17 protein-coding genes and 1 pseudogene are annotated in these 21,064 nt (G+C 71.4%); 10 read left to right on the top strand and 8 right to left on the bottom strand.

Translation table 11 applies throughout. The annotated features are described in order from the left end of the window. The first annotated feature begins 31 nt into the window (after positions 1–31). Both ACFWVV_RS35595 and ACFWVV_RS35590 read left to right on the top strand, forming a co-directional pair. On the top strand, positions 32–808 hold the full coding sequence (locus tag ACFWVV_RS35595; RefSeq protein WP_384345502.1) for a PTS sugar transporter subunit IIA: 777 nt from the start codon (positions 32–34) through the stop codon (positions 806–808). Positions 809–855: 47 nt separating this feature from the next. Continuing rightward, the gene (locus ACFWVV_RS35590) at positions 856–2,421 is read left to right on the top strand and encodes a PTS ascorbate transporter subunit IIC (RefSeq protein ID WP_384345505.1); all 1,566 of its coding nucleotides are present in this window, start codon (positions 856–858) and stop codon (positions 2,419–2,421) included. Here the strand turns inward: ACFWVV_RS35590 and ACFWVV_RS35585 are convergent, their stop codons facing one another. After that, complete coding sequence (locus ACFWVV_RS35585; protein ID WP_384345508.1) at positions 2,422–3,267, bottom strand: carbohydrate-binding protein; 846 nt, start codon at positions 3,265–3,267, stop codon at positions 2,422–2,424. 91 nt (positions 3,268–3,358) lie between these two features. Further along, positions 3,359–4,270: a helix-turn-helix domain-containing protein gene (locus tag ACFWVV_RS35580; protein WP_384345511.1), complete on the bottom strand. Its 912-nt coding sequence runs from the start codon at positions 4,268–4,270 to the stop codon at positions 3,359–3,361. 208 nt (positions 4,271–4,478) lie between these two features. On the opposite strand from ACFWVV_RS35580, the gene ACFWVV_RS35575 reads away from it, so the two are divergent. The 4 genes from ACFWVV_RS35575 to ACFWVV_RS35560 all read left to right on the top strand — a co-directional run bounded on the left by ACFWVV_RS35575 (position 4,479) and on the right by ACFWVV_RS35560 (position 9,294). Continuing rightward, entirely contained in the window at positions 4,479–5,132 is a 654-nt protein-coding gene (locus ACFWVV_RS35575) for a (2Fe-2S)-binding protein (protein ID WP_384345514.1), read from the top strand. Next, positions 5,129–6,118, top strand: a complete 990-nt coding sequence (locus ACFWVV_RS35570; RefSeq protein ID WP_384345517.1) for an FAD binding domain-containing protein — start codon at positions 5,129–5,131, stop codon at positions 6,116–6,118. The genes ACFWVV_RS35575 and ACFWVV_RS35570 overlap by 4 nt, the downstream gene beginning before the upstream one ends. 125 nt (positions 6,119–6,243) lie before the next feature. Further along, complete coding sequence (locus ACFWVV_RS35565) at positions 6,244–8,355, top strand: xanthine dehydrogenase family protein molybdopterin-binding subunit (protein ID WP_384345520.1); 2,112 nt, start codon at positions 6,244–6,246, stop codon at positions 8,353–8,355. 186 nt (positions 8,356–8,541) lie between these two features. Beyond that, a complete protein-coding gene (locus ACFWVV_RS35560; protein ID WP_384345523.1) occupies positions 8,542–9,294 on the top strand; it encodes an alpha/beta fold hydrolase in 753 nt (250 codons plus the stop codon). 100 nt (positions 9,295–9,394) lie between these two features. On the opposite strand, the gene ACFWVV_RS35555 is transcribed toward ACFWVV_RS35560, so the two are convergent. Both ACFWVV_RS35555 and ACFWVV_RS35550 read right to left on the bottom strand, forming a co-directional pair. Continuing rightward, positions 9,395–10,333 carry a YihY/virulence factor BrkB family protein gene (locus tag ACFWVV_RS35555; RefSeq protein WP_384345525.1) on the bottom strand — a complete coding sequence of 313 codons (939 nt, stop codon included), beginning with the start codon at positions 10,331–10,333 and terminating at the stop codon, positions 9,395–9,397. Between the two features lie 122 nt (positions 10,334–10,455). Then, complete coding sequence (locus tag ACFWVV_RS35550) at positions 10,456–10,833, bottom strand: hypothetical protein (protein ID WP_384345564.1); 378 nt, start codon at positions 10,831–10,833, stop codon at positions 10,456–10,458. Positions 10,834–11,068: 235 nt separating this feature from the next. On the opposite strand from ACFWVV_RS35550, the gene ACFWVV_RS35545 reads away from it, so the two are divergent. Then, a complete protein-coding gene (locus ACFWVV_RS35545) occupies positions 11,069–11,845 on the top strand; it encodes a GNAT family N-acetyltransferase (protein WP_384345529.1) in 777 nt (258 codons plus the stop codon). Between the two features lie 56 nt (positions 11,846–11,901). Here the strand turns inward: ACFWVV_RS35545 and ACFWVV_RS35540 are convergent, their stop codons facing one another. Beyond that, positions 11,902–13,962 (bottom strand): phosphocholine-specific phospholipase C, encoded by a 2,061-nt coding sequence (locus ACFWVV_RS35540; protein WP_384345532.1) that lies wholly within the window; start codon positions 13,960–13,962, stop codon positions 11,902–11,904. Positions 13,963–14,246: 284 nt separating this feature from the next. Between ACFWVV_RS35540 and ACFWVV_RS35535 the strand changes: the two genes are divergently transcribed. Continuing rightward, positions 14,247–15,470, top strand: coding sequence for a cytochrome P450 (locus ACFWVV_RS35535; protein WP_384345535.1), 1,224 nt, complete (start codon positions 14,247–14,249; stop codon positions 15,468–15,470). A 108-nt stretch (positions 15,471–15,578) separates the two neighbouring features. Further along, positions 15,579–16,523, top strand: a pseudogene (locus tag ACFWVV_RS35530) (TIGR01777 family oxidoreductase). A gap of 17 nt (positions 16,524–16,540) precedes the next feature. On the opposite strand, the gene ACFWVV_RS35525 reads toward ACFWVV_RS35530, so the two are convergent. After that, positions 16,541–16,942 carry a hypothetical protein gene (locus ACFWVV_RS35525; RefSeq protein WP_384345538.1) on the bottom strand — a complete coding sequence of 134 codons (402 nt, stop codon included), beginning with the start codon at positions 16,940–16,942 and terminating at the stop codon, positions 16,541–16,543. Between the two features lie 645 nt (positions 16,943–17,587). Here ACFWVV_RS35525 and ACFWVV_RS35520 point away from each other — a divergent pair. After that, on the top strand, positions 17,588–18,064 hold the full coding sequence (locus tag ACFWVV_RS35520; protein WP_384345541.1) for a hypothetical protein: 477 nt from the start codon (positions 17,588–17,590) through the stop codon (positions 18,062–18,064). Between the two features lie 112 nt (positions 18,065–18,176). Here ACFWVV_RS35520 and ACFWVV_RS35515 read toward each other — a convergent pair whose 3' ends face one another. Beyond that, positions 18,177–19,802, bottom strand: a complete 1,626-nt coding sequence (locus tag ACFWVV_RS35515; RefSeq protein WP_384345543.1) for an MDR family MFS transporter — start codon at positions 19,800–19,802, stop codon at positions 18,177–18,179. A 68-nt stretch (positions 19,803–19,870) separates the two neighbouring features. Next, positions 19,871–20,530 carry a TetR/AcrR family transcriptional regulator gene (locus ACFWVV_RS35510; protein ID WP_384345546.1) on the bottom strand — a complete coding sequence of 220 codons (660 nt, stop codon included), beginning with the start codon at positions 20,528–20,530 and terminating at the stop codon, positions 19,871–19,873. Positions 20,531–21,064 lie beyond the last annotated feature (534 nt).

The raw sequence follows: 21,064 nt of genomic DNA, 5'->3' as shown, positions 1-21,064 counted from the left end.
GCATGTTCACCCCTGTGCAAATATCGGTCGTATGTCGGCACTGAGCGATCTCCTTCCGTCGGAAGCGGTACGACTCGATGTGTTCGCTGCGGACTGGAAGGAGGCACTCCGGGATGCGGGCGAACTTCTCGTCGCCACCGGAACCACCACCGCGCCGTACACCGCGGAAATGATCCGGAACGTGGAGGAGAACGGTCCATACCTCGTGATCGCGCCAGGCTTCGCCCTTGCGCATGCCCGCCCATCGCCCTCCGTACGCAGAACCGGAATGTCCTGGCTGCGGCTGGCCGAGCCGGTGGAGTTCGGGCACGAGACCAATGACCCGGTGCGACTGGTGGTGGCACTGGCGGCCGTGGACTCCGCCGCGCACACCGCCGCGATGGCCGGCCTGGCCCGACTGCTCGCGGACCCGGATACTTCCCGCGCACTGCACGAAGCGTCTACGCCATCGGCACTGCACGCCGTGCTCGCCGGCCAGGGGGAGGTACGTACTCCCGCGCGGGACGCTCCCGCCGGGCCCGCGGTGCACAAGATCCTCACCGTCTGCGGAAACGGCGTCGGCACCAGCCTCTTCCTCAAGAACACCCTGGAACAGGTGCTGGAGCGCTGGAACTGGTCGCGCCACGTCCACGTCGAGGCGACCGACACCCTCTCCGCCAAGGGCAAGGCAGCCGGAGCGGTCGCCCTCCTCACCTCCCGCGAGATCGCCAGGACGCTCGGCGACGTGGGAGTGCCGGTGAAGGTGGTGGAGGACTTCACCAGCACCACGGAGGTCGACGCCGTACTGCGGGACACCTACGACGTCTGATCACGGAGCCCCCAGGCACCTGATCACCCACCGCACGGAGGCCGCACATGGACCGGCTCGCACCCTTCGCGGCATTTCTCGTCAACGAGATCCTCAGCCGGCCCGCCTACCTCATCGGCATCATCACTGCCGTCGGTCTGATCGCCCTGCGCAAGTCCGCGGGCCAGGTCGTCGGCGGCGCCCTCAAGGCGACGCTGGGCTTCCTGCTGATCGGGGCCGGAGCCGGGCTCGTCGTCGGCTCCCTCGCCCCGCTCGGCGAGATGATCCGGGGCGCGACCGGTGCCCACGGGGTGATCCCGACCAATGAAGCCATCGTCGGCATCGCCCAGGAGCAGTACGGAGCCCGGGTCGCCTGGCTGATGATCACCGGATTTGCGGTCAGCCTGCTGCTCGCCCGCTTCACCCCCCTGCGGTACGTCTTCCTGACCGGGCATCACATGCTGTTCATGGCCACCTTGCTGACCATGGTGCTGGCCACGGCGGGTCAGGGCCCGGTGGCCGTGGTCGTCGTCGGCGGCACCCTCCTGGGCATCCTCCTGGTGGCCATGCCCGCTTTCGCCCACCCCTGGACCAAACGGGTCACCGGCAGCGACAGCTTCGCCATCGGCCACTTCGGCACCGCCGGTTACATCGCCGCGGGTGCCGCGGGGCAGCTGGTCGGCAAGCGCAGCCGCAGCACCGAGGAGATGAACCTTCCCGAGGGCCTGCGCTTCCTGCGCGACTCCATGGCCGCCACCGCTCTGTCCATGGTCCTCCTCTACGTCACCCTGTCCGTCGTCCTCCTCGTCAAGGCAGGCAGGGACACTGCCTTCAAGGCCTTCGGCGCCGACGCGGCAGCCGCCACCGACCTGGGCAACTACCTGATGAAGTCCGTGATGCAGGGGCTCCAGTTCGGCATCGCGGTCGCCGTCATCCTCTTCGGTGTCCGCACCATCCTCGCCGAGCTGGTCCCCGCCTTCCAGGGCATCGCGGGCAGGATCGTCCCCGGCGCGGTGCCCTCGCTGGACGCGCCGATCGTCTTCCCGTACGCCCCAAACGCCGTGTTCATCGGGTTCGTCTCCAGCTTCACCGGCGGCCTGATCGGTCTCGGCCTGCTCACCTGGGTCTTCAACCCGGCGTTCGGCCTCGCACTCGTCCTGCCAGGACTGGTCCCGCACTTCTTCACCGGAGGCGCGGCCGGCGTCTACGGCAACGCGACCGGCGGCCGGCGCGGCGCCGTCGTCGGCGCCTTCCTCAACGGGGTGCTGATCACCTTCCTGCCCGCCCTGCTGCTCAAGGTGCTGGGCACCTTCGGTGAGGCCAACACCACCTTCGGCGACACGGACTTCGGCTGGTTCGGCGCCGTCGTCGGCAACGTCGCCAAGGTGGGCGGCGTGGGCGCCGTCGTCCTGATGCCGGCCGTCGGCGCGGTGGTCCTGGGCGCTGCGATCCTGATGCAGAAGCGTGTCGTGGAGAGAGGGTGGGATCCGGGCGCGGGGCGCGACGCCCTCCTGGGGGTGCCGACCGGGCCGGCACCCGCCCCGGCGGACGCCGCCGCGCCCCCCGGGACGTACCCCCGCATCGCCCCGCCCGCCGGAGCACCGGCCCCGCCACCGAGGCCCGGGGCGAAGTGACTACACGGCCCGCCAGAGTGCCGGTACGTTCGGCGGCTCCCAGCCCGGGCCCGAGGTGTGCGCCTGGAGACAGGAGTAGGCGCGTCCGCCGTACGTCACCCGGTCGCCGGCCCGGTAGGCGGTGCCCGCCCACCAGGTGCCGGCCGGCGGCGGTGTGGTCGGCGGGTCGGTGGGGCCGGGATCCTGCGGCACGTTCAGGACGAAGTCGTAACTCCCCTCCCTGACAGGCCCGTTGTCACGCATCGTCATCAGCAGCCGTCGGTCGAAGATGCTGTCGGTCTGGTTGCGCGGCTCGTTCGGGAAGTACAGCTGGGTGGTCAGCACGGGCCGGTTCGGCGCCTGCACCTTCACGTGGAGGTGCCGGGTGCGGCCCGGGTAGAGGCCGGGCACGACAGTGGTCAGAGTGAACGCGCCCCGGGCGTCGGTGAACTGGTGGCCCCGGAAGCGGTACCCCGTGTTGTCGTAGGCACCGTTGACGTCCGCCTGCCAGAAGTCCAGCAGGGCGTTCGCGACCGGACGGCAGGCCAGCCCGAAGACGTACCCGGTGACGGTCAGCCGGGTACCCGGCGCATTGCCGTCGAGGAGCGAGGTGCGCCGCGGCGAGTTCGGCTTGAAGTACGGGCCCTCGGTCTGCGCGGGCGTCGGGTCGTCCCCGTCGTCGCACTCCGGTGTGAGCTCCAGTGGTACGTGGCCCTCGCGGGCGGTCCTGGCCAGTGCGGGTACCCCGATGAGGGCGACCGGAACCGCCGCGCCCACCGCCAGCGCGGCTCTCAGCACGGTCTTGCGGGACGGATGGCGGGGAGTGGGGGAGGAGGGGGTGATCTCCGTGGGCTTGGGCTGGTCCATGGTGGGGACGACTCCAAGTCGGTTCAGGAACAGGGGATTTGAGCGGTGCCCGGGGGTGTCCGGAGTGCTCCCGGCCCGCTCCCCAGTGAACCTAGGCGGACGGCTCCCCGTGTTCGAGGGACGGAACGCGGTAGTCGTGGTGCATTGCACCGCTGCCGCGCCGGAAAGCGCCCGGGCTCAGCCCCGTCTCCCTGCGGAAGAAGCGGCAGAAGTAGGCGGCATCCTCGAACCCCACCCCGGCCGCCACCTGTCGAACCGTCAGATCGGTGCGGGCCAGCAGCCGTTTGGCCTCGTGGGTGCGGACCTGGCGCACCAGCTGCCCGGGAGTGCGCCCGGTCGTCTGCTTCACCGCCTCATTGAGGTACCCCACACTCACCCCGACGGTCGCCGCACAGGTGCGCACCGACCACATTCCGTGATCCGGTTCCGCCAGCAGCCGTACGAATTCCCGGGTCACCAGCGCCGGACGCCCCGCCGGGTCCGGCCGCCGCACCACGGGCCCGGCCAGCCGGGACGCCCGTACCACCAGTACGTGCAGATAGGCCCGCAGGACGGAGGCGAAGCCGGCCTGAGCGGCGCGGTACTCGCGCTCCATGTCGGAGATCAGCCGCGCGAAGGCGGCGGCCTCGTCACCGGTGGGGCTGAACCACGGCCGATCCCCGAGCTGCCGCAGCAGGTCGCGGTCGCCAGGATGGTCGAGGAGGAAGTCGCCGGTGAACAGGATGAGCCGTCCGTGCAGAGCGGTGACCTTGTCCCAGTAGTGCACCTGCCCGGGGATCACAAAGCACAGGTGCGGCGGGCGCAGCTCCCAGCGGGACAGATCGATGACGTGGGCGCCCCGGCCGCCGGTGACGAAGACGATCTCGTAGAAGGTGTGCCGGTGCGGGAACGCAGCTTTCGACAACGGCCCGACGGCATCGAACGACCCTATGGCGAAAGGCAGTTGCTGCGGCGCGGGCACCTCGAGCCGGTGCAGCGGTACGGCGCTCTCCACGGTCTCCATCGGTCCCGCTCCTGATCCCTCGGCACGGCAGTGGTCCGGACCAATGCACGATGCCACGCGGGCGCGGCCGGGGGAACGGGGCGGTCTGCCACCGCCCCCCCCGGACCACCGGCCCGGCAATTCCGACATGCCGTCGCGAATGACCTGGCTCAGCCTGGAAATGCGAGGTACCGCCAGCCACTTTCCGCACGAAGGGCGCACACGACCCATGGGAACCGACGATGCCCCCACCGACGAGGACTTCCCCGAGGACGACGCCGTCCCCATCCGGTCCCGCATCACCCTGCACGTCAACGGGACGGCCCGGTCCCTGACCGTCGACCACCGCGCCACCCTGCTCGACGTGCTGCGCGAGGACCTCGGCCTGACCGGCGCCAAGAAGGGCTGCGACCACGGCCAGTGCGGTGCGTGCACCGTGCTCGTCGACGACCGCCGGGCCAACAGCTGCCTGCTGCCCGCCGTCGCCCAGGACGAGCGCGCCGTCACCACCGTCGAAGGGCTGTCGGGCCCCGGCGGCACGGACCTGCACCCGGTGCAGCAGGCGTTCCTCGACCGGGACGCCTTCCAGTGCGGCTACTGCACACCCGGGCAGATCTGCTCGGCGGTCGGCATGCTCACCGAGGCCGCGGCGGGGCACCCGTCGGCGGTCACCGGGCGCCAGGAGCCGGCCGCTCACCCGAACGGCCCCGCCGCCCTCGACCGGAACGAGATCCGCGAGCGGCTGAGCGGCAACCTCTGCCGCTGCGGCGCCTATCCGAACATCGTCGCCGCCGTGCAGGACGCCCGAACGGCGGCCGTGACACCGGGTTCCGCTCCCACTACGGGGTCCGCCACGACGGACTCCAGCAAGGCGGTCCGATGAAGCCCTTCGGTTACGTACGCCCGCAGAGCGTCGAGGAAGCGGCCCTCGCCCACGCCGGCAGGCCGGGCGCCCGCTACCTCGGCGGCGGCACCAACCTCGTCGACCTGATGAAGCTCGGCGTGGAGAGCCCGGACCTCCTCGTCGACGTGAGCAGGCTGCCGCTGGACACCGTGGAGGAACGCCCCGACGGCTCCCTGCACCTCGGGGCGACCGTCCGCAACAGCGACCTGGCCGCCCACCCCCTCGTCCGCTCCCGCTACCCCGTCCTCTCCCAGGCCCTGCTCGCCGGGGCCTCCGGTCAGCTGCGCAACATCGCGACCACCGGCGGGAACCTCCTCCAGCGCACCCGCTGCGGCTACTTCCAGGACACCTCCAAGCCCTGCAACAAGCGGGAGCCCGGCACCGGCTGCGCCGCCCGCGAGGGCATCCACCGCGACCACGCCGTGCTCGGCCACTCCGCGCAGTGCATCGCCACCCACCCCTCCGACATGGCGGTGGCGCTCGCCGCGCTGGACGCCGTCGTCGAGCTGCGCGGACCCGAAGGCACACGGGCCGTACCGGCCACCGAGTTCCACCGGCTGCCGGGCGAGCGGCCCGACCGCGACACCGTCCTGCGGCACGGCGAACTCATCACCGGAGTCACCCTGCCGTCCGGACCCTCGGCACTGCCCTCCGCCTACCGCAAGGCCCGCGACCGGGCCTCGTACGCCTTCGCCCTCGCGTCGGTCGCGGCCGTCCTCGACGTCCGCGACGGAGCCGTCCAGCATGTGGCCCTCGCCTTCGGCGGAGTCGCCCACCGGCCCTGGCGCGCCCAGCACGCGGAAGCCGCTCTGCGGGGCGGCCCGCCGACCGCGGAACGCATCCACCGCGCACTGGACGCCGAACTCGACCGCGCCGAGCCCCTGCGCGACAACGCGTACAAGGTTCCGCTCGCGCACCGCCTCGCCCACGAAGTGCTCACGGAACTCGCCGCCGGGCAGGCGTGAGCCGCGCTTGCGCCGCCCGCGTGCGAACCGCCGCGCGTGCGAAGGGAGCCGGCCATGTCCCGCGTCCGCGCGCGACACGAGCCGGCCCCGTCCCGCACCCCACCCCTCCGGAAGGACACCCCGCGATGCGCAACCCCCCGACCGCTCTCGGCGCCCCCGCCGAACGCCGGGAGGGCCGGGACAAGGTCACCGGCACCGCCCGCTATGCCGCCGAACACACCCCGCCGGGCTGCGCCTACGCACGGGCCGTCCCCGCGACCGTCGCCCGGGGCCGGATCACCGCCGTCGACGACAGCGCCGCACTGGCGGTGCCCGGCGTCCTCGCCGTACTCACCCCGCGCAACGCGCCCAAGCTGGGCGAGAGCGACGACCCGACGCTGCGACTCCTCCAGGACGACGACGTGCCGCACCGCGGCTGGTACGTCGCCCTGGTCGTCGCCGACACCCCGGAGGCCGCCCGCGAGGCCGCGGACGCGCTGCACATCGCGTACGCCGCCGCACCGCACGACGTCACCCTGCGCACCGACCACCCCGACGCCTACACCCCCGACGACGCGAACGGCGACCATCCCGCCCACCGGGAACGCGGCGACACCGCAGCGGCGTTCGCCGGCTCCTCCCACCAGGTGGACGCCTCGTACACCGTGCCGCCCCTGCACAACCACCCGATGGAGCCGCACGCCACCACCGCCCGCTGGGAGGACGGCCGGCTCACCGTCCACGACTCGAGCCAGGGCGCGAGCACCGTCCGCCAGGTCCTGGCCTCCCTCTTCGAGCTGCCCGAGGAGAACATCACCGTCGTCTCCGAGCACGTCGGAGGCGGCTTCGGGTCCAAGGGCACCCCCCGGCCGCAGGTCGTACTCGCCGCCATGGCGGCCCGGCACGTCGGCCGGCCCGTCAAACTGGCCCTCTCCCGGGGCCAGCTGGCGGCCGTCGTCGGCCACAGGGCGCCCACCCTGCACCGCATCAGGCTCGGCGCGGACGCCGAAGGCACCCTCGTCTCCGTGGACCACGAGGTCCTCACCCACACCTCCCGCGTCAAGGAGTTCGTCGAGCAGGCGGCGGTGCCCGCCCGGGTCATGTACGCCTCCCCGCACAGCCGCACCACCCACCGCGTGGTCGCCCTCGATGTGCCCAGCCCGTCCTGGATGCGGGCCCCGGGGGAGGCGCCCGGCATGTACGTCCTGGAGTCCGCCATGGACGAGCTCGCCGAGGCCACCGGCCTGGACCCGGTGGAACTGCGGGTGTGCAACGAACCGGAACGCGAACCCGACAGCGGCAAGCCGTTCAGCAGCCGCCACCTGGTGGAGTGCCTGCGGGACGGCGCCCGGCGCTTCGGCTGGGCCGACCGGGACCCCAGGCCCGGCACCCGCCGCGAGGGCGCCGTGCTGACCGGTACCGGAGTGGCCGCCGCCACCTACCCGGTGCTGGTCTCCCCGTCACGCGCGTCCGCCAGGGCACTGCCCGACGGCACGTACGTCGTACGGATCAACGCCACCGACATCGGCACCGGAGCGCGCACCGTCCTCGCCCAGGTCGCCGCCGACGCGCTCGCCGTGCCGTTGGAGAGGGTGCGCACCGAGGTCGGCTCCACCGAGCTGCCGAAGGCGCCCCTGGCCGGCGGGTCGTCCGGCACCGCCTCCTGGGGCTGGGCCGTGCACCAGGCCTGCACCTCCCTGGCCGGCCGGCTGGCCGCACATCAGGGGCCGCTGCCGCAGGACGGCATCGAGGAGGCCGCCGACACCGAGGGAACCGCCGACGCGGAGTCGCCGTACGCCCGGCACGCCTTCGGCGCGCACTTCGCCGAGGTGCGGGTCGACACGACGACCGGGGAGGTGCGCGTGAACCGGCTGCTCGGCGTGTACGCGGCCGGGCGCATCCTCAACGCACGGACGGCCAAATCCCAGTTCGTCGGCGGCATGACCATGGGCATCGGCATGGCGCTGACCGAGGGCAGCACCATGGACCCCGCCTTCGGCGACTTCGTCGAGCGCGACCTCGCGGCGTACCACGTCCCCTCGCACGCCGACGTGCCGGACATCGAGGCGCACTGGATCGAGGAGGACGACCCACACCTCAATCCGATGGGCAGCAAGGGCATCGGCGAGATCGGCATCGTCGGCACGGCGGCGGCCATCGGCAACGCCGTCCACCACGCGACCGGCATCCGCTTCCGTGAGCTCCCGCTGACCCCGGACCGGCTGCTGGCGGCCGGACTCCGCCGAGCGGAGGCGTGAAGGACCGGGAGCACGGCCGGGGCGGACACTGACGTGACGGGCAGGGAGTGAGGGAGGCCCAGTGTGACCGCGGCGCCGCGCGGGCAGGTGGAGCCACATGAAACCCGGCGGTGCGGACACCCATCCGCACGGCCGCCCGCTCCGAAGAACCCGAGTGGGCCCCACCCACCAGAAGCGGAGGCGGACATGCGACCCCGAGGGGCGAGCGAGCGGGAAAAGGCCCGGCCGGACCCGGCACCGGAGGGCCGGCCCGGCGCGGAGCCCGGCACAGCGACGGCGGCCGTCCTGCTGCTGCACGGAGGACGCGCCGACGGAGTGGAGCCCCCGCCCGCCCTGAACCTTCCCGGGCGGCGCATGGTCCCCTTCGGCCGGGCCATCGCCCGCACGGCGGGCGGGCGTGCTCTCGCCGTGCGCACCGCCGTCTACCGCCACCGCGGCTGGAACGGCGCCCGCGCCGACCCCGTACCCGACGCCCTGCGCGCCCTGGACGCGCTGACCGACGAGCTCGGACCGGTGCCCGTGGTCCTGGTCGGGCACTCGATGGGCGCCAGGGCCGCCCTCCACGTGGCCGGCCATCCGCAGGTCAGGGCAGTCGTCGGACTCGCCCCCTGGTGCCCGCCCGGCGAGCCGGTCGAGCAGCTCGCGGACCGGGACGTCGTCCTGCTGCACGGCGACCGCGACCGTACGACAAGCCCGCGCGGCACCTGGGAGCTGGCCGCCCGCGCCCGCGCGGCAGGCGCGCGCACCTGCGGGGTGAACGTGGCGGGCGGCGACCACGCGATGCTGCGGAGGCCGGGCACCTGGCACGCGCTCACCGCGACTCTCACCGCGGGACTGCTCGGATTCGCGCCGCTGCCGGCCGCGGTGGACGCGGCGCTGCGGCTGCCCAGGGACGCGGACCCGGCGGCCGGGGTGCTCGACGCCGAGGACTGCCGCTGAGCGTGCCGGTGGGTCGATATGCCGGACGAGCATGCCGGTGCGCCGGACCGCACCCGCCCGGCACGCCCCGGGCCCGCGCGCACGCCCGCCCGGTGCTCCGTCACCCCGGCAGCGGCCTCCGTACCGCCCGCGGGTGCAGCTGCCCGGGCCCGCGCCCGTCCAGCCGCCGGAGCTCCACGTTGAACTGGGCACCCATCAGCAGGGACAGGTTGGCGAACCACACCCAGACGAGGAAGACGACGACCCCCGCCAGCGAGCCGTACAGCCTGCTGTAACTGGCGATGTTCGTCGCGTAGAAGGCGAAGCCGGCCGAGGCCAGCAGCCACAGCCCCGCGGCCAGTACCCCGCCCGGCAGCGCGCGCCGCACGCCCTTCGCGACCTTCGGGCCGGTGTGGAAAAGGATCATGATCAGCAGGGCGACCAAGCAGAGCAGCAACGGCCACTTCAGGCCCGACCACAGCGCCTCACCCACCGACCCCATACCCAGCCAGTCACCGAGTCCGCGCGCCATCGGCCCCGTCAGCACCAGCGCCACCGCGCTCGTCAACAGCAGGAGCAGCAGACAGACGGCGGTCACCACGTTGATGTGCGCCTTGCGCAGCGCCGGCCGGGAGTCCGTCACATGGTGCATGGCGTGCATCGCCCGCCGGAACACCGCCAGATAGCTGGAGGCGGACCACAGCGAGCTGATGGTGCCGGTGACCAGCAGGATCCACAGCGCGGAGGTGCCCTCCACCGCGTGCTCCAGCGTCTCCCGCAGCGCGGCCCCCGACTCGGCGGGAGCGACCGAGGAGATGTCCCGGATCAGGGACTGGGTCGAATCCGGGTTGGCCAGCCCGATCAGAGTGACCGTGACGAGCAGAGCGGGCACCAGCGCCAGGATGGCGTAGTAGGTGAGCGCCGCCGCCCAGTCGGACACGTCGTCGTTCCACACCGAGACGGGTGTGCGCCGCAGCGCGGTGCGGTAGCGGGGCAGGGCGCCGGGAGCGGGGGGCGGGCCGCTACGGTCGGCAGGCGGTGCGGTGGGCTCACTCGGCATGCTGCGTTCTTCCGTGAATCGGTCGGACATTCGGCTTTGCCCCACCTTCTCACCCCGATGTCGCCCTTCTCCCCCCCACGGCTGCCCGCGCTGTCCCGCGATACTCGGGGGAGCCGTCACGGTCACCGTTCCCGCCGCGCCTCGACGCGCAGCGCGAAACCGGTGGCCACCGCGCCGAGCCCCTCCCATATGCCCACTCCGAGGAAACCGGCCGGCGCCCGCCCGGTGAGCACGGCCAGCGTGAAGACGGTGCACGTCAGCAGCCGGAAAGGGACCGTCCAGCGGAAGAATGCCTTCCAGTCCGCCAGTGCGGCCAGTACGTAGTACACGCCCATGTTGACCGCGGCCATCGAGGACGCGGTCAGGAACGTCAGGGTGTGGTCGTCGGCGCCGCGCACGGCGCCGGGCCCGGGAGCGAAACCCATCATCGCGAGCTGGGCGTCCGGCGCGACCAGCCCCACCACACCGAGCGAGGTGGCGAGCAGCCCGAAGACCGCCATGGTCCAGCCGGAGGGGGATTGGGGCAGCCGCACAGAGGTCTTCACAGGGGTCCTTCGCCTACGGATGAAAGATGATCGGCCCCCATAACTACCCTGTGAGCGGACCGCGTTGACGGCCGGGGCTCCCGAAGGTGCACCGGCGGGAGCCGCCCGAACAGGGACGCCCACGAGGAGCCGCGGCAGGCGCGCGAACAACCCGGTGGCGCGCCGTCCGCCCGCATGGTGCAGTGACCGGATGGATCTTGCACGGGTACAGGAACTCTTCGACACCGAGATGCGCCGGGATGCGGCCACGGACCGCCCCGGCAACACGCTGGAGCGCACGGGCGGGGTGGTCCGGCAGACCGGCGGCGCCGACGACTGGAACGGCATCCTCTGGTCCGGCCTCACCGCGGACACCGCCGACGCGGCCATCGCCGCTCAGATACGGCACTACAGCGACCGCGGCCTGCCCTTCGAATGGAAGCTGTACTCCCACGACGAACCCCACGACCTCGGACAGCGGCTCCTCGCGGCGGGCTTCGAGCCGGAGGAACCGGAAGCCCTGATGGTCGCGGAGACCGCCGCCCTGCCCGCCGGGCCCCCACTGCCCGACGGTGTCCGCCTGCTCCCCGTCACCGACAGGGCCGGCGTCGAGCTGCTGGTGCGTGCCCACGAGGCGGCCTTCGGTGAGGACGGCGCCCACCTCGGCGCCCGCGTGCTCGCCCAGCTCACCGAGGCGCCGGAGCGGATTTCGGCCGTCGTGGCCATGGCGGGCGACGAACCGGTCAGCGGCGCCCGCGCCGAGTTCCCGCCGGGCGCCCGGTTCGCCGGCCTGTGGGGCGGCGGCACCACCGCCGCGTGGCGGGGCAAGGGCATCTACCGCGCCCTGGTGGCCCACCGGGCACACCAGGCCGCCGAACGCGGCTACCGCTATCTCCAGGTGGACGCCATGGACACCAGCCGCCCCATCCTGGAACGCCTGGGCTTCGTCCGGCTGACCACCACCACACCGTACAACTACCAGCCCTGACCGCCGGGTTGGCGGGACCGGGCGTGTCCCACCAACCCGCCCAGCAAGGCCGGAGTTCAGCGCGTGGCGAGCGCCGGATCGCTCACGCCGGGCCCGCCGGTCTCCACGTGGCCGGCGTACCTGCGCAGAAAGGTGCTGTCGGTCGCCGACGTCACCGTCAGGTCGTACCAGTGCTTGCCGCCCCGCACGTCCACGGTCCGCACGACCCTCCCGCCCGCCGGAACGGTGAATGAACTGGACTGCCCGCCGTAGGCGTTGACAACGGTAAGACGGCAAGCGGCCGCGGACCCGTTGGTCGCGGTCAGCACCAGCTGACCGCCGTTCGCCACGTCATGACGGACCGTCACTTCAGGTCCCACGGTGGCCGCCGTTCCCCGGAAGGTGCGCAGGAATCCGTTCGGACCGAACACGGAGAGGTCGTAACGTCCCTTCGAATAGGCGGAGTTCCAGGTGTCGGCAATCTCCTTGCCCGCCTCCGCGGTGTACGTCCAGGGACCGTCGGTGCGGTTCGCGGACGTCACGTAGAAACCCGCTCCGGCCGCCTTGCCCGCGCTGAGGGTCAACGTGAACCTGCCGGTCGACGGCGTGGCCGCCCCGTCCACGTACGGTGCGTACCGCAGCGGCCGCGCGGGCCTGGCCCCGGGCTCCTGTTTCGGCAGCGCACCCGCCGCCGGCGGTTTCGGCACATAGCTGTCGTGCCGCTCCTTGTCCGGCGGTGCGTACCGGCCGGTGTCCGGCAGCCTCGCCGGGGCAGGGTCGGCCAGGGAGAAGTCGAAGGCGGAGGTGAGATCGCCGCAGACGGCCCGGCGCCAGGGCGAGATGTTCGGCTCGGTGACCCCGAAGCGCCGTTCCATGAACCGGATGATCGAGGTGTGGTCGAAGGTCTCGGAGCAGACGTAACCGCCCGTGCTCCACGGCGACACCACCAGCATCGGCACCCGCTGGCCCAGTCCATAGTTGCCCGCGCTGTACCTGGCGTTGCCGCCGAAGTGGTCCAGGGAGGTGTCCACGGTGGACAGGCCCTGCGCGGCGGAGGCCGGCGGATAGGGCGGCACGACGTGATCGAAGTAGCCGTCGTTCTCGTCGTAGGTGATGAACAGTGCCGTCCTGGCCCACACTTCGGGGTTGGAGGTGAGGGCGTCCAGCACCTTGGAGATGTACCAAGCGCCGTAGTTGGCAGGCCAGTTCGGGTGCTCGGTGAAGGCCTCGGGGGCGGCGATCCAGGAGATCTGCGGCAGCCTGCCCGCCTTGACGTCGGCGGTGAGGATGTCGAAGAACCCGTCGCCGTTCTTGGCGTCGGTGCCGGTACGCGCCTTCTCGTAGAGCGGGTCACCGGGCTTCGCGTTGCGGTACGCGTGGAAGTAGAGCAGCGAGTTGTCGCCGTAGTTCCCCCGGTAGGCGTCCTCGATCCACCCCCACTTCCCGCCCGCGTCGAGACCGTCCCCGATGTCCTGGTACACCTTCCAGGACACCCCCGCCCTCTCCAGCCGCTCCGGGTACGTCGTCCAGCCGTACCCCGCCTCCTCGTTGCCGAGGACCGGACCGCCGCCCTTGCCGTCGTTGCCCGTGTGCCCGGTGAGCATGTAGTAGCGGTTGGGGTCGGTGGCCCCGATGAAGGAGCAGTGGTACGCGTCGCACACGGTGAACGCGTCCGCGAGCGCGTAGTGGAACGGGATGTCCTCGCGCGTCAGATACGCCATCGTGCCCGCCGACTTCGCGGGAATCCACTGGTCGTACTTCCCGTTGTTGACCGCCCGGTGGCCGCCCGCCCAGTCGTGGTTGAGTCCCGCGATGAACTGCATGCCCAGGTCGGCGGCCTGCGGATGGTACGGCAGCACCTCCTTGGCGCCGTCCCGCTGGTGAAACACCGACTTCAGCCCGTACGGCACCACCGGGCGCGGGTCGCCGAAGCCCCTGACACCCTTCATCGTGCCGAAATAGTGGTCGAAGGACCGGTTCTCCTGCATCAGCACCACGATGTGGTCGATGTCCTGCATGCTCCCGGAGCGCCGGTCGGCGGGAATCGCCGCGGCCCTGCTGATGCTTCCCGACAGCGCGGCGAAACCCGCCGTCGCACCCGAAATCTGAAGGAACCTGCGTCGGTTGAGATCTGGCATGAGTGTGGGGACCCTTGTCGTCGGCGGACACAAGCACGTGCAGTGTTCCAAGAAGGGTGCTGGTGAGGAAGGGGCGGGGAAGTATCAAGGGAGCCCCGAGGGCCCCGCGCACCGACTGTTGGGTGATCAATAACCCTGGAGTCACCGGCAGTTCCACCGTTCCTTGTCCGCCGGGCGCGCCCCCCACGCTCCGTCCGCCGATCACGTCCTCTGCGCCCCGCCCGTCCCCCTCGTCAGCCCCCTGCACGCCCGCCCGCATTCCTCGCAGCCGAAGGAGCGTCACCATGACCACGCCCCCCGAGGTTCCCGACATCCTCTCGCCCGAGTTCGCCGCCGATCCGTACTCCGCCTACCGGCTGATGCGCGAGCACGCCCCGCTGATCCGGCACGACGCCACCCGGAGCTGGATCGTCTCCCGGTACGAGGACGTCGAGCGCGTCTTCAAGGACAGGGCGGCCGAGTTCACCACCGAGAACTACGACTGGCAGATCGAGCCCGTCCACGGCCGCACCATCCTCCAGCTCAGCGGCCGCGAGCACGCGGTGCGCCGCGCCCTGATCGCCCCGGCCTTCCGGGGCAGGGCACTCGAGGAGACCTTCCGCCCGGTCATCGAACGCAACGCCCGCGAGCTGATCGACACCTTCCGCCAGACCGGTGAGGCCGACCTCGTCGACGCGTTCGCGACCCGCTTCCCGGTCAACGTCATCGCCGACATGCTCGGCCTCGACAAGGCCGACCACGCGAAATTCCACGGCTGGTACACCACCGTCGTCGCCTTCCTCGGCAACCTCGCGGGAGACCCGGAGATCGCGGCGGCGGGCGAGCGCACCCGCGTCGAATTCGCCGAGTACCTGCTCCCGGTCATCCAGGAGCGCCGGAACACGCCGGGCGACGACCTGCTGTCCACGCTGTGCGCGGCCGAGGTCGACGGGGTAGGGATGAGCGACGAGGACATCAAGGCGTTCTGCAGCCTGCTGCTCGCCGCGGGAGGCGAGACCACCGACAAGGCGATCGCCTCACTCTTCGCCCACCTCCTCACCCACCCCGAGCAGCTCGCCGCGGTGCGCGAGGACCGGTCACTGATCGACAGGGCCTTCGCGGAGACCCTGCGGCTCACCCCGCCCGTCCACATGATCATGCGCCAGTCAGCGAGCGATGTGCGGGTCAGCGGCGGCACGATCCCCGCCGGCGTCACCGTCACCTGCCTTATCGGTTCCGCCAACCGCGACGAGAAGCGTTACACCGACCCCGACGCCTTCAACCTCTTCCGCGACGACCTCTCCACCACCCACGCCTTCTCCGCCGCCGCCGACCACCTCGCCTTCGCCCTCGGCCGGCACTTCTGCGTCGGCGCGCTGCTCGCCAGGGAGGAAGTGCGGGTCGGCGTCAACCAGCTGCTGGACGTGATGCCGGACGTACGGCTGGCGAGGGGAGCGACGGTCACCGAGCAGGGCGTGTTCACCCGCGGGCCGCAGTCGCTTCCGGTGGTCTTCACGCCCGTACGGTGACGGGCCCGGGCGCGCGGGGGACCATCACCGGCCCACGGGCGCGGCCCCGTGGATCGTTCCTGCTCAGCGGCGGTCTACGCTCAAGCCACCAGAGCGAGGGAGAGCCCGATGAAGATAGTGGTTCCCGGGGGCACGGGGCAGGTCGGAGCGATCCTGAACCGGGCGTTCACCGCGGCCGGTCACGAGGTCGTCGTACTGACCAGGACCCCGTCCCGTCCCGGCTAGCTCGGGTGGGACGGGCGAACCCTCGGTCCGTGGGCCGAAGCGGTGGACGGCAGCGACGTCGTCATCAACCTGGCGGGCCGCAGTGTCAGCTGCCGCTACACCGAGGCCAACATGCGGGCCATGATGGACTCGCGCGTGCACTCCGCCGAGATCGTCGGCGAGGCCATCGCCGCTGCGGTGAAGCCCCCGGCGCTCTGGCTCCAGATGAGCACCGCCACCCTCTACGCCCACCGCTTCGACGCACCCCACGACGAGGCGACCGGTGTCATCGGTGGTGACGAACCCGGCGTACCGGACTACTGGGAGTACAGCGTCCGCATCGCCAGGAACTGGGAGCGTGCCCAGGCGGAGGCCGCCACTCCGCACACCCGCAAGGTGGCCCTGCGGGCCGCCATGGTGATGAGCCCCGACCCGGGCGGCGTCTTCGACGTCCTGCGGCGCATGACACGCCTTGGACTCGGCGGGCCGGTCGCGGGCGGCGCGCAGTACCTCTCCTGGATCCACGACCGGGACGTCGTACGTGCCGTGGAGTTCCTGATCGCCAGGGACGACATCGAGGGCCCGGTCAACCTGGCCGCTCCGCAACCGCTGCCGCACCGCGCGTTCATGCGCACCCTGCGGCATGCGGTGGGCATGCCCCTCGGACTGCCCGCGACGAAGTGGATGGCCGAGGCCGGAGCGTTCGCCCTGCGCACCGACACCGAACTCCTCTTCAAGAGCCGGCGCGTGATCCCCGGCCGGCTCCTGGAGGAGGGGTTCACCTTCGACCACCCGCAGTGGCGGGAAGCGGCCACCGACCTGGTGCGCAGGGCCCGCACCGAGCGCTGAGTCCGGGCGGGGCGGGGTCAGCGCCCGACGGCTGCCTCCCACACCTGCCGGGCCACCACGTCCGGATCACCGTCCCCGCCCACCACCAGGTCGCACGTGTGGCGCACCGGCTCGACGTGCTCCTCGTGCGCGTCGCGCCGGTACAGCAGGTAGTTGCGCAGCAGTACATCGAGCGGGAAGCCGTCGCGCAGGCACTTGCGCCGGATCTTCCGGGCCAGCCGCAGGTCGGCGGGCAGATCGACGAACACGTCGAAGCGTCGGCATCCGTCCGGCGCGGCGGCCTGCCGGGCGAAGAGCCCTTCCACGACGACAGCGGGCGCGGAACCGAGCGCGTCGCGTACGTCGCGGTCGATCCGCGCCAGATCCACCGACCGGGGGTCGCCGACGTCCAGACGCGGCGTGCCTGCCTCATCGGGCACCCACACACCGCGGGCCGGGTCCCGAAAGTAGTAGTCGTCCCCGTGCAGGACCGGCAGGACACCCACCGGCCCCGAACCGGAGCCCGGACCGGAGCTGGGAGCAGGACCCGGAGCCGGACCAGGACCAGGGGTCGGACCCAGACCAGGTGTCGGACCAGGAGTCGGACCCGGACCCGCAGCCGCGAGAGCAGACGCGAGCGTGCTCTTCCCCGCCCCGGACCCGCCAGTAACCGTCACCAACACACCCATGCCCCTCCCATAACCACCACCGACCCTTGCACACCCGACCCGCGCACAACAGAACGGCCCCAATCACCACGGTTCCTATGCGGCGGAGCCACCGTCGCCTTGGGCGCCGGGACCGCCCCCGCCCCACTTCCTCCACCCCAGCCCCCTTGGGCGGCGAGGCCGCCCACACCCCTGTCCCCCAGCCCCCTCGGCCGCCCTGACCCCTACCCCTTACCCCCAGCCCCCTTGGGCGGCGGGGCCGCCCCCCGGGGGCGGGACGGGCGGGCAAGGGGGCGGCCCGCGGCGGAGCCGAACCCTCCGGCCCCGCCCAGCCAGGCGCCCCCACCGCCCGCCCAGCCACCAACTCCGACCCCCAACCCCCACCCCAAACCCCACCTCCCAAGGGACACTTGCCCCATGCCCGCAGCACCCTCCCCACCCCCACCGGACCCCTTCACCCCCGCCTCCGGCGACGGCCCACCACCCCCCGGCCCGCCCGAGCAACGGGCCGCCGCAGTACGGACCGCCTTCGAAGGACTCCGGCAGATCCGCCGCATTGCCCAGGGATCAGAGGCGACCCCCGCTCCCTGGGAGCTGCGCCAGTTCCTCAACGCCGTGGCCCTGGCCCTGGAGGCCGCTCCTCTGGCGCCCTCCGCCACCGACCCCGATGGCACCCGCACCGCCACCGGTTACCGGGTCCGCCCGGGGGACGAGTTCCACACCGCCGCCGTCGAATGGCTCGGGCCGCCCGGCGGCGGAGCGGCCGAGGAGGAACGCGGCCAACTCGCGCGCTGCACCGAGGTGCTGACCTCCCTCGGCTGGGACGCCCTCCTCTACCGGGGCCCGCGCCGCCGCTGGTTCGTAGAGGTACGCCCGCCGCACGGAACCACGTAACCACGTAACCAAGGAGCCCCCCTCGCGCGGACACACGCCGCGACCGCACGCGAAAGGCCCCGGTCACCCCCTCAGGGGCCACCGGGGCCTCTCACCTGTTACACCTCACACCTCACACCTGCGCGCCCCCAGCCCGCGCCGCCGCACCCTCCGGCGCCGCCGGACCGCCCTGCGAGGCCTCGGCCTCCTCCGCGAGCCGCTCCATGCCGCTGGTCGTCTTCAACGGCTTCTCCTTGATGAAGACGACCGCGATCAGGGCCAGTGCCGCGAACGGCGCCGCGATCAGGAAGAGGTCCGCGGTCGCCAGACCGTACGCGTTCTCCACGATTTCGCGGAGCGGCGCGGGCAGCGTGGTCATGTCCGGTACGGAAGCGTCACTGCCGTCGCCGGGCGGCACCGGAATGCCCGCTTCGGTCATACCCCGGTTCATCTCGGTCGCGACCCGGCTGGCCAGCACCGCGCCCAGCGCGCTGGTACCGATCGTGCCGCCCATGCTGCGGAAGAACGACAGCACGGAGGTGGCGGCGCCCAGCTCGGTGGCCGGGACGTCGTTCTGCGCGGCAAGCACCAGGTTCTGCATCAGCATGCCGACGCCGATACCGAGCACGGCCATGTACAGGCTGAGCAGGCCGAAGTGCGTGTCGGCGTGGATCGTCGACAGGAGGGCGAGCCCCGCGGTCATGATGACCGCGCCCGCGACCAGATACCGCTTCCACTTGCCGGTCTTGCTGATGATCTGGCCCGCGACGGTCGAGGACACCAGCAGGCCCAGGATCATCGGCAGGCTCATCAGACCCGCCACCGTCGGCGACTTGCCGAGTGCGATCTGGAAGTACTGCGACAGGAACACGGTGCCGCCGAACATGGCCACACCCACCAGAAGGCTCGCGACCGTGGTGAGGGTGACCGTACGGTTCCGGAAAATGGTGAGCGGAATGATCGGCTCCGGCACGCGTGCCTCGACGAACACCGCAGCGACGAGCAGCAGCACACCACCACCGGTCAGTGCTGCGGTCTGCCAGGAGGCCCAGTCGAACTGGTGACCCGCCAGCGAGGTCCAGATCAGCAGCGCGCAGACACCCGCCACGATCAGGAACGCGCCAAGGAAGTCGATCTTGACTTCACGGCGTACGGTCGGCAGCTTCAGCGTGCGCTGGAGCAGCAGGATCCCGAGCAGCGCGAACGGCACGCCGATGAAGAAGCACCAGCGCCAGCCGAGCCACGAGGTGTCCACCAGCAGGCCACCGATCAGCGGACCGGCCACGGTGCCGACCGCGAAGACGGCACCGAAGATGCCGGCGTACTTGCCGAGCTGGCGGGGCGGGATGATCGCGGCCATCACGACCTGCGCGAGCGCGGTCAGACCACCTGCACCGATCCCCTGCACGACCCGGCTGAAGATCAGCAGCTCCACGTCGTGGGAGAAACCGGCGAGCAGCGAGCCCACCACGAACATCACGAGGGACAGCTGGAGCAGCAGCTTCTTGTTGTAGAGGTCCGAGAGCTTGCCCCACAGCGGGACGGTCGCCGTCATGGCGAGCAGCTCGGAGGTGACGACCCAGGTGTACGAGGACTGGCTCGCGCCGAGGTCGGCGATGATCCGGGGGAGAGCGTTGGCCACGACCGTGCTGGCCAGGATGGCGACGAACATGCCCGCCATCAGCCCGGACATGGCCTGGAGTATCTGCTTGTGATTCATGGAGGTGGGCGCCTCGTCGGGCGCCTCGATTGCACTCAAGGTGTCCTTCTTCGGATGTCGATCCGGGGGATCGGGCAGGAAAACAGAGAAAGCGCGGCAGCCAGGCGTCAGCCGGCCCGGCCGTCAGGTGCGGGCTCAGCTGCGGCCGGGGCGGCGAGTCCGGACGACAGGTGGTCGAAGGCCTCGCCGAAGACCACGGCGAATTCGACGCCCGGCGTCCGCTCGCACCAGTCCTCGATCGAGGTCCGGATCGCTGCGGTGGCGACGGCGGCGACCAGCCGCGGATAGAGACCGACCGGGTCGCCCTCCGCACCCCCGAGCCGTTCGGCGACCGCCTGCGCGAGCTCCCGCTCCTCTGCCAGGTGGGCTCCGATCCCCCGGGCGAGGAGGTGCGGGGAACGCTGGAAGACCTTGGCCCGCAGGCCCCAGACCTCGTGGCGTTCCGCGACGTCGGCCAGCTCCGCGAGAAATGCCTCGCGGAGCACGTCCAGCACGGGGAGCATGGCCGGTGCTTCGCGTACCGCGCGCCTGATCCGCTGACCGACCTCCGCGTCGATCATGAGGAATGCGTCGTCGTGGCTGTCGAAGTAGTTGAAGAACGTCCGCGGCGAGACCCCTGCCGCACTGCTGATCGCCTCGACGGTGACGTTCTCCGCCCCGTGCTCGGCGGCCAGTCGCACCGCGGCGTCCGCGAGTGCTGCCCGAGTGGCCTGCTTCTTGCGCTCACGGAGCCCTGGCGCACCGTCTTTGCTCTTCACATGGTGCACATTACGCAAAAATGCAGACCGTGCAAAATTATATCCACGCGTCGGCCTGGGAGAGGGCGTAGGGCGTAGCGTCGCGAGGTCTGCGGAAACGGGCGGCGGGCGGGGGCGTGAGGCCGGTGGACTGGGGAATGGGATCGCTCGGGTTGACGACCGGTGAGACGGTCCGTATAGTTCTTCGGGTTGTCCTATGTGAGCACCGGTTACGACTGGCCCGGGACGACCATCCACAATGCGGGAAACGACTCAAGACGCGACGCCTGTCGCATTCTTTTGCGTACCCATATTCGTGAATGAGGAAAGCCGACACCCCGATTTGATTCGGGTCGCCGGAATCCGCTAATGTCTCACTCGTCGGAACGGCCCAACGGCCGCAAAGGCAACCCAAGTTCGACTGGGAATCAGGACCGAAAGGTTCTGATAGAGTCGGAAACGCAAGAAAACAAAGAAACACAGAAACACCGAACGAAACGTCCGGAGGAAAGCCCGAGAGGGTGAGTACAAAGGAAGCGTCCGTTCCTTGAGAACTCAACAGCG

The organism is Streptomyces sp. NPDC058663 (assembly GCF_042716745.1).
Classification (GTDB): domain Bacteria; phylum Actinomycetota; class Actinomycetes; order Streptomycetales; family Streptomycetaceae; genus Streptomyces.
Note: the sequence above shows the minus strand (reverse complement) of the source record. Positions and strands in the feature narration are given on the sequence as shown.

Excerpts from the sequence above, each read along its gene's own strand:
- ACFWVV_RS35585 (WP_384345508.1), bottom strand. The coding sequence starts at position 3,267 with ATGGACCAGCCCAAGCCCACGGAGATCACCCCCTCCTCCCCCACTCCC.
- ACFWVV_RS35580 (WP_384345511.1), bottom strand. The coding sequence starts at position 4,270 with ATGGAGACCGTGGAGAGCGCCGTACCGCTGCACCGGCTCGAGGTGCCC.
- ACFWVV_RS35550 (WP_384345564.1), bottom strand. The coding sequence starts at position 10,833 with ATGGCGGTCTTCGGGCTGCTCGCCACCTCGCTCGGTGTGGTGGGGCTG.
- ACFWVV_RS35570 (WP_384345517.1), top strand. The coding sequence starts at position 5,129 with ATGAAGCCCTTCGGTTACGTACGCCCGCAGAGCGTCGAGGAAGCGGCC.
- ACFWVV_RS35590 (WP_384345505.1), top strand. The coding sequence starts at position 856 with ATGGACCGGCTCGCACCCTTCGCGGCATTTCTCGTCAACGAGATCCTC.
- ACFWVV_RS35545 (WP_384345529.1), top strand. The coding sequence starts at position 11,069 with ATGGATCTTGCACGGGTACAGGAACTCTTCGACACCGAGATGCGCCGG.
- ACFWVV_RS35535 (WP_384345535.1), top strand. The coding sequence starts at position 14,247 with ATGACCACGCCCCCCGAGGTTCCCGACATCCTCTCGCCCGAGTTCGCC.
- ACFWVV_RS35560 (WP_384345523.1), top strand. The coding sequence starts at position 8,542 with ATGCGACCCCGAGGGGCGAGCGAGCGGGAAAAGGCCCGGCCGGACCCG.
- ACFWVV_RS35520 (WP_384345541.1), top strand. The coding sequence starts at position 17,588 with ATGCCCGCAGCACCCTCCCCACCCCCACCGGACCCCTTCACCCCCGCC.
- ACFWVV_RS35555 (WP_384345525.1), bottom strand. The coding sequence starts at position 10,333 with ATGCCGAGTGAGCCCACCGCACCGCCTGCCGACCGTAGCGGCCCGCCC.
- ACFWVV_RS35540 (WP_384345532.1), bottom strand. The coding sequence starts at position 13,962 with ATGCCAGATCTCAACCGACGCAGGTTCCTTCAGATTTCGGGTGCGACG.
- ACFWVV_RS35565 (WP_384345520.1), top strand. The coding sequence starts at position 6,244 with ATGCGCAACCCCCCGACCGCTCTCGGCGCCCCCGCCGAACGCCGGGAG.
- ACFWVV_RS35595 (WP_384345502.1), top strand. The coding sequence starts at position 32 with ATGTCGGCACTGAGCGATCTCCTTCCGTCGGAAGCGGTACGACTCGAT.
- ACFWVV_RS35575 (WP_384345514.1), top strand. The coding sequence starts at position 4,479 with ATGGGAACCGACGATGCCCCCACCGACGAGGACTTCCCCGAGGACGAC.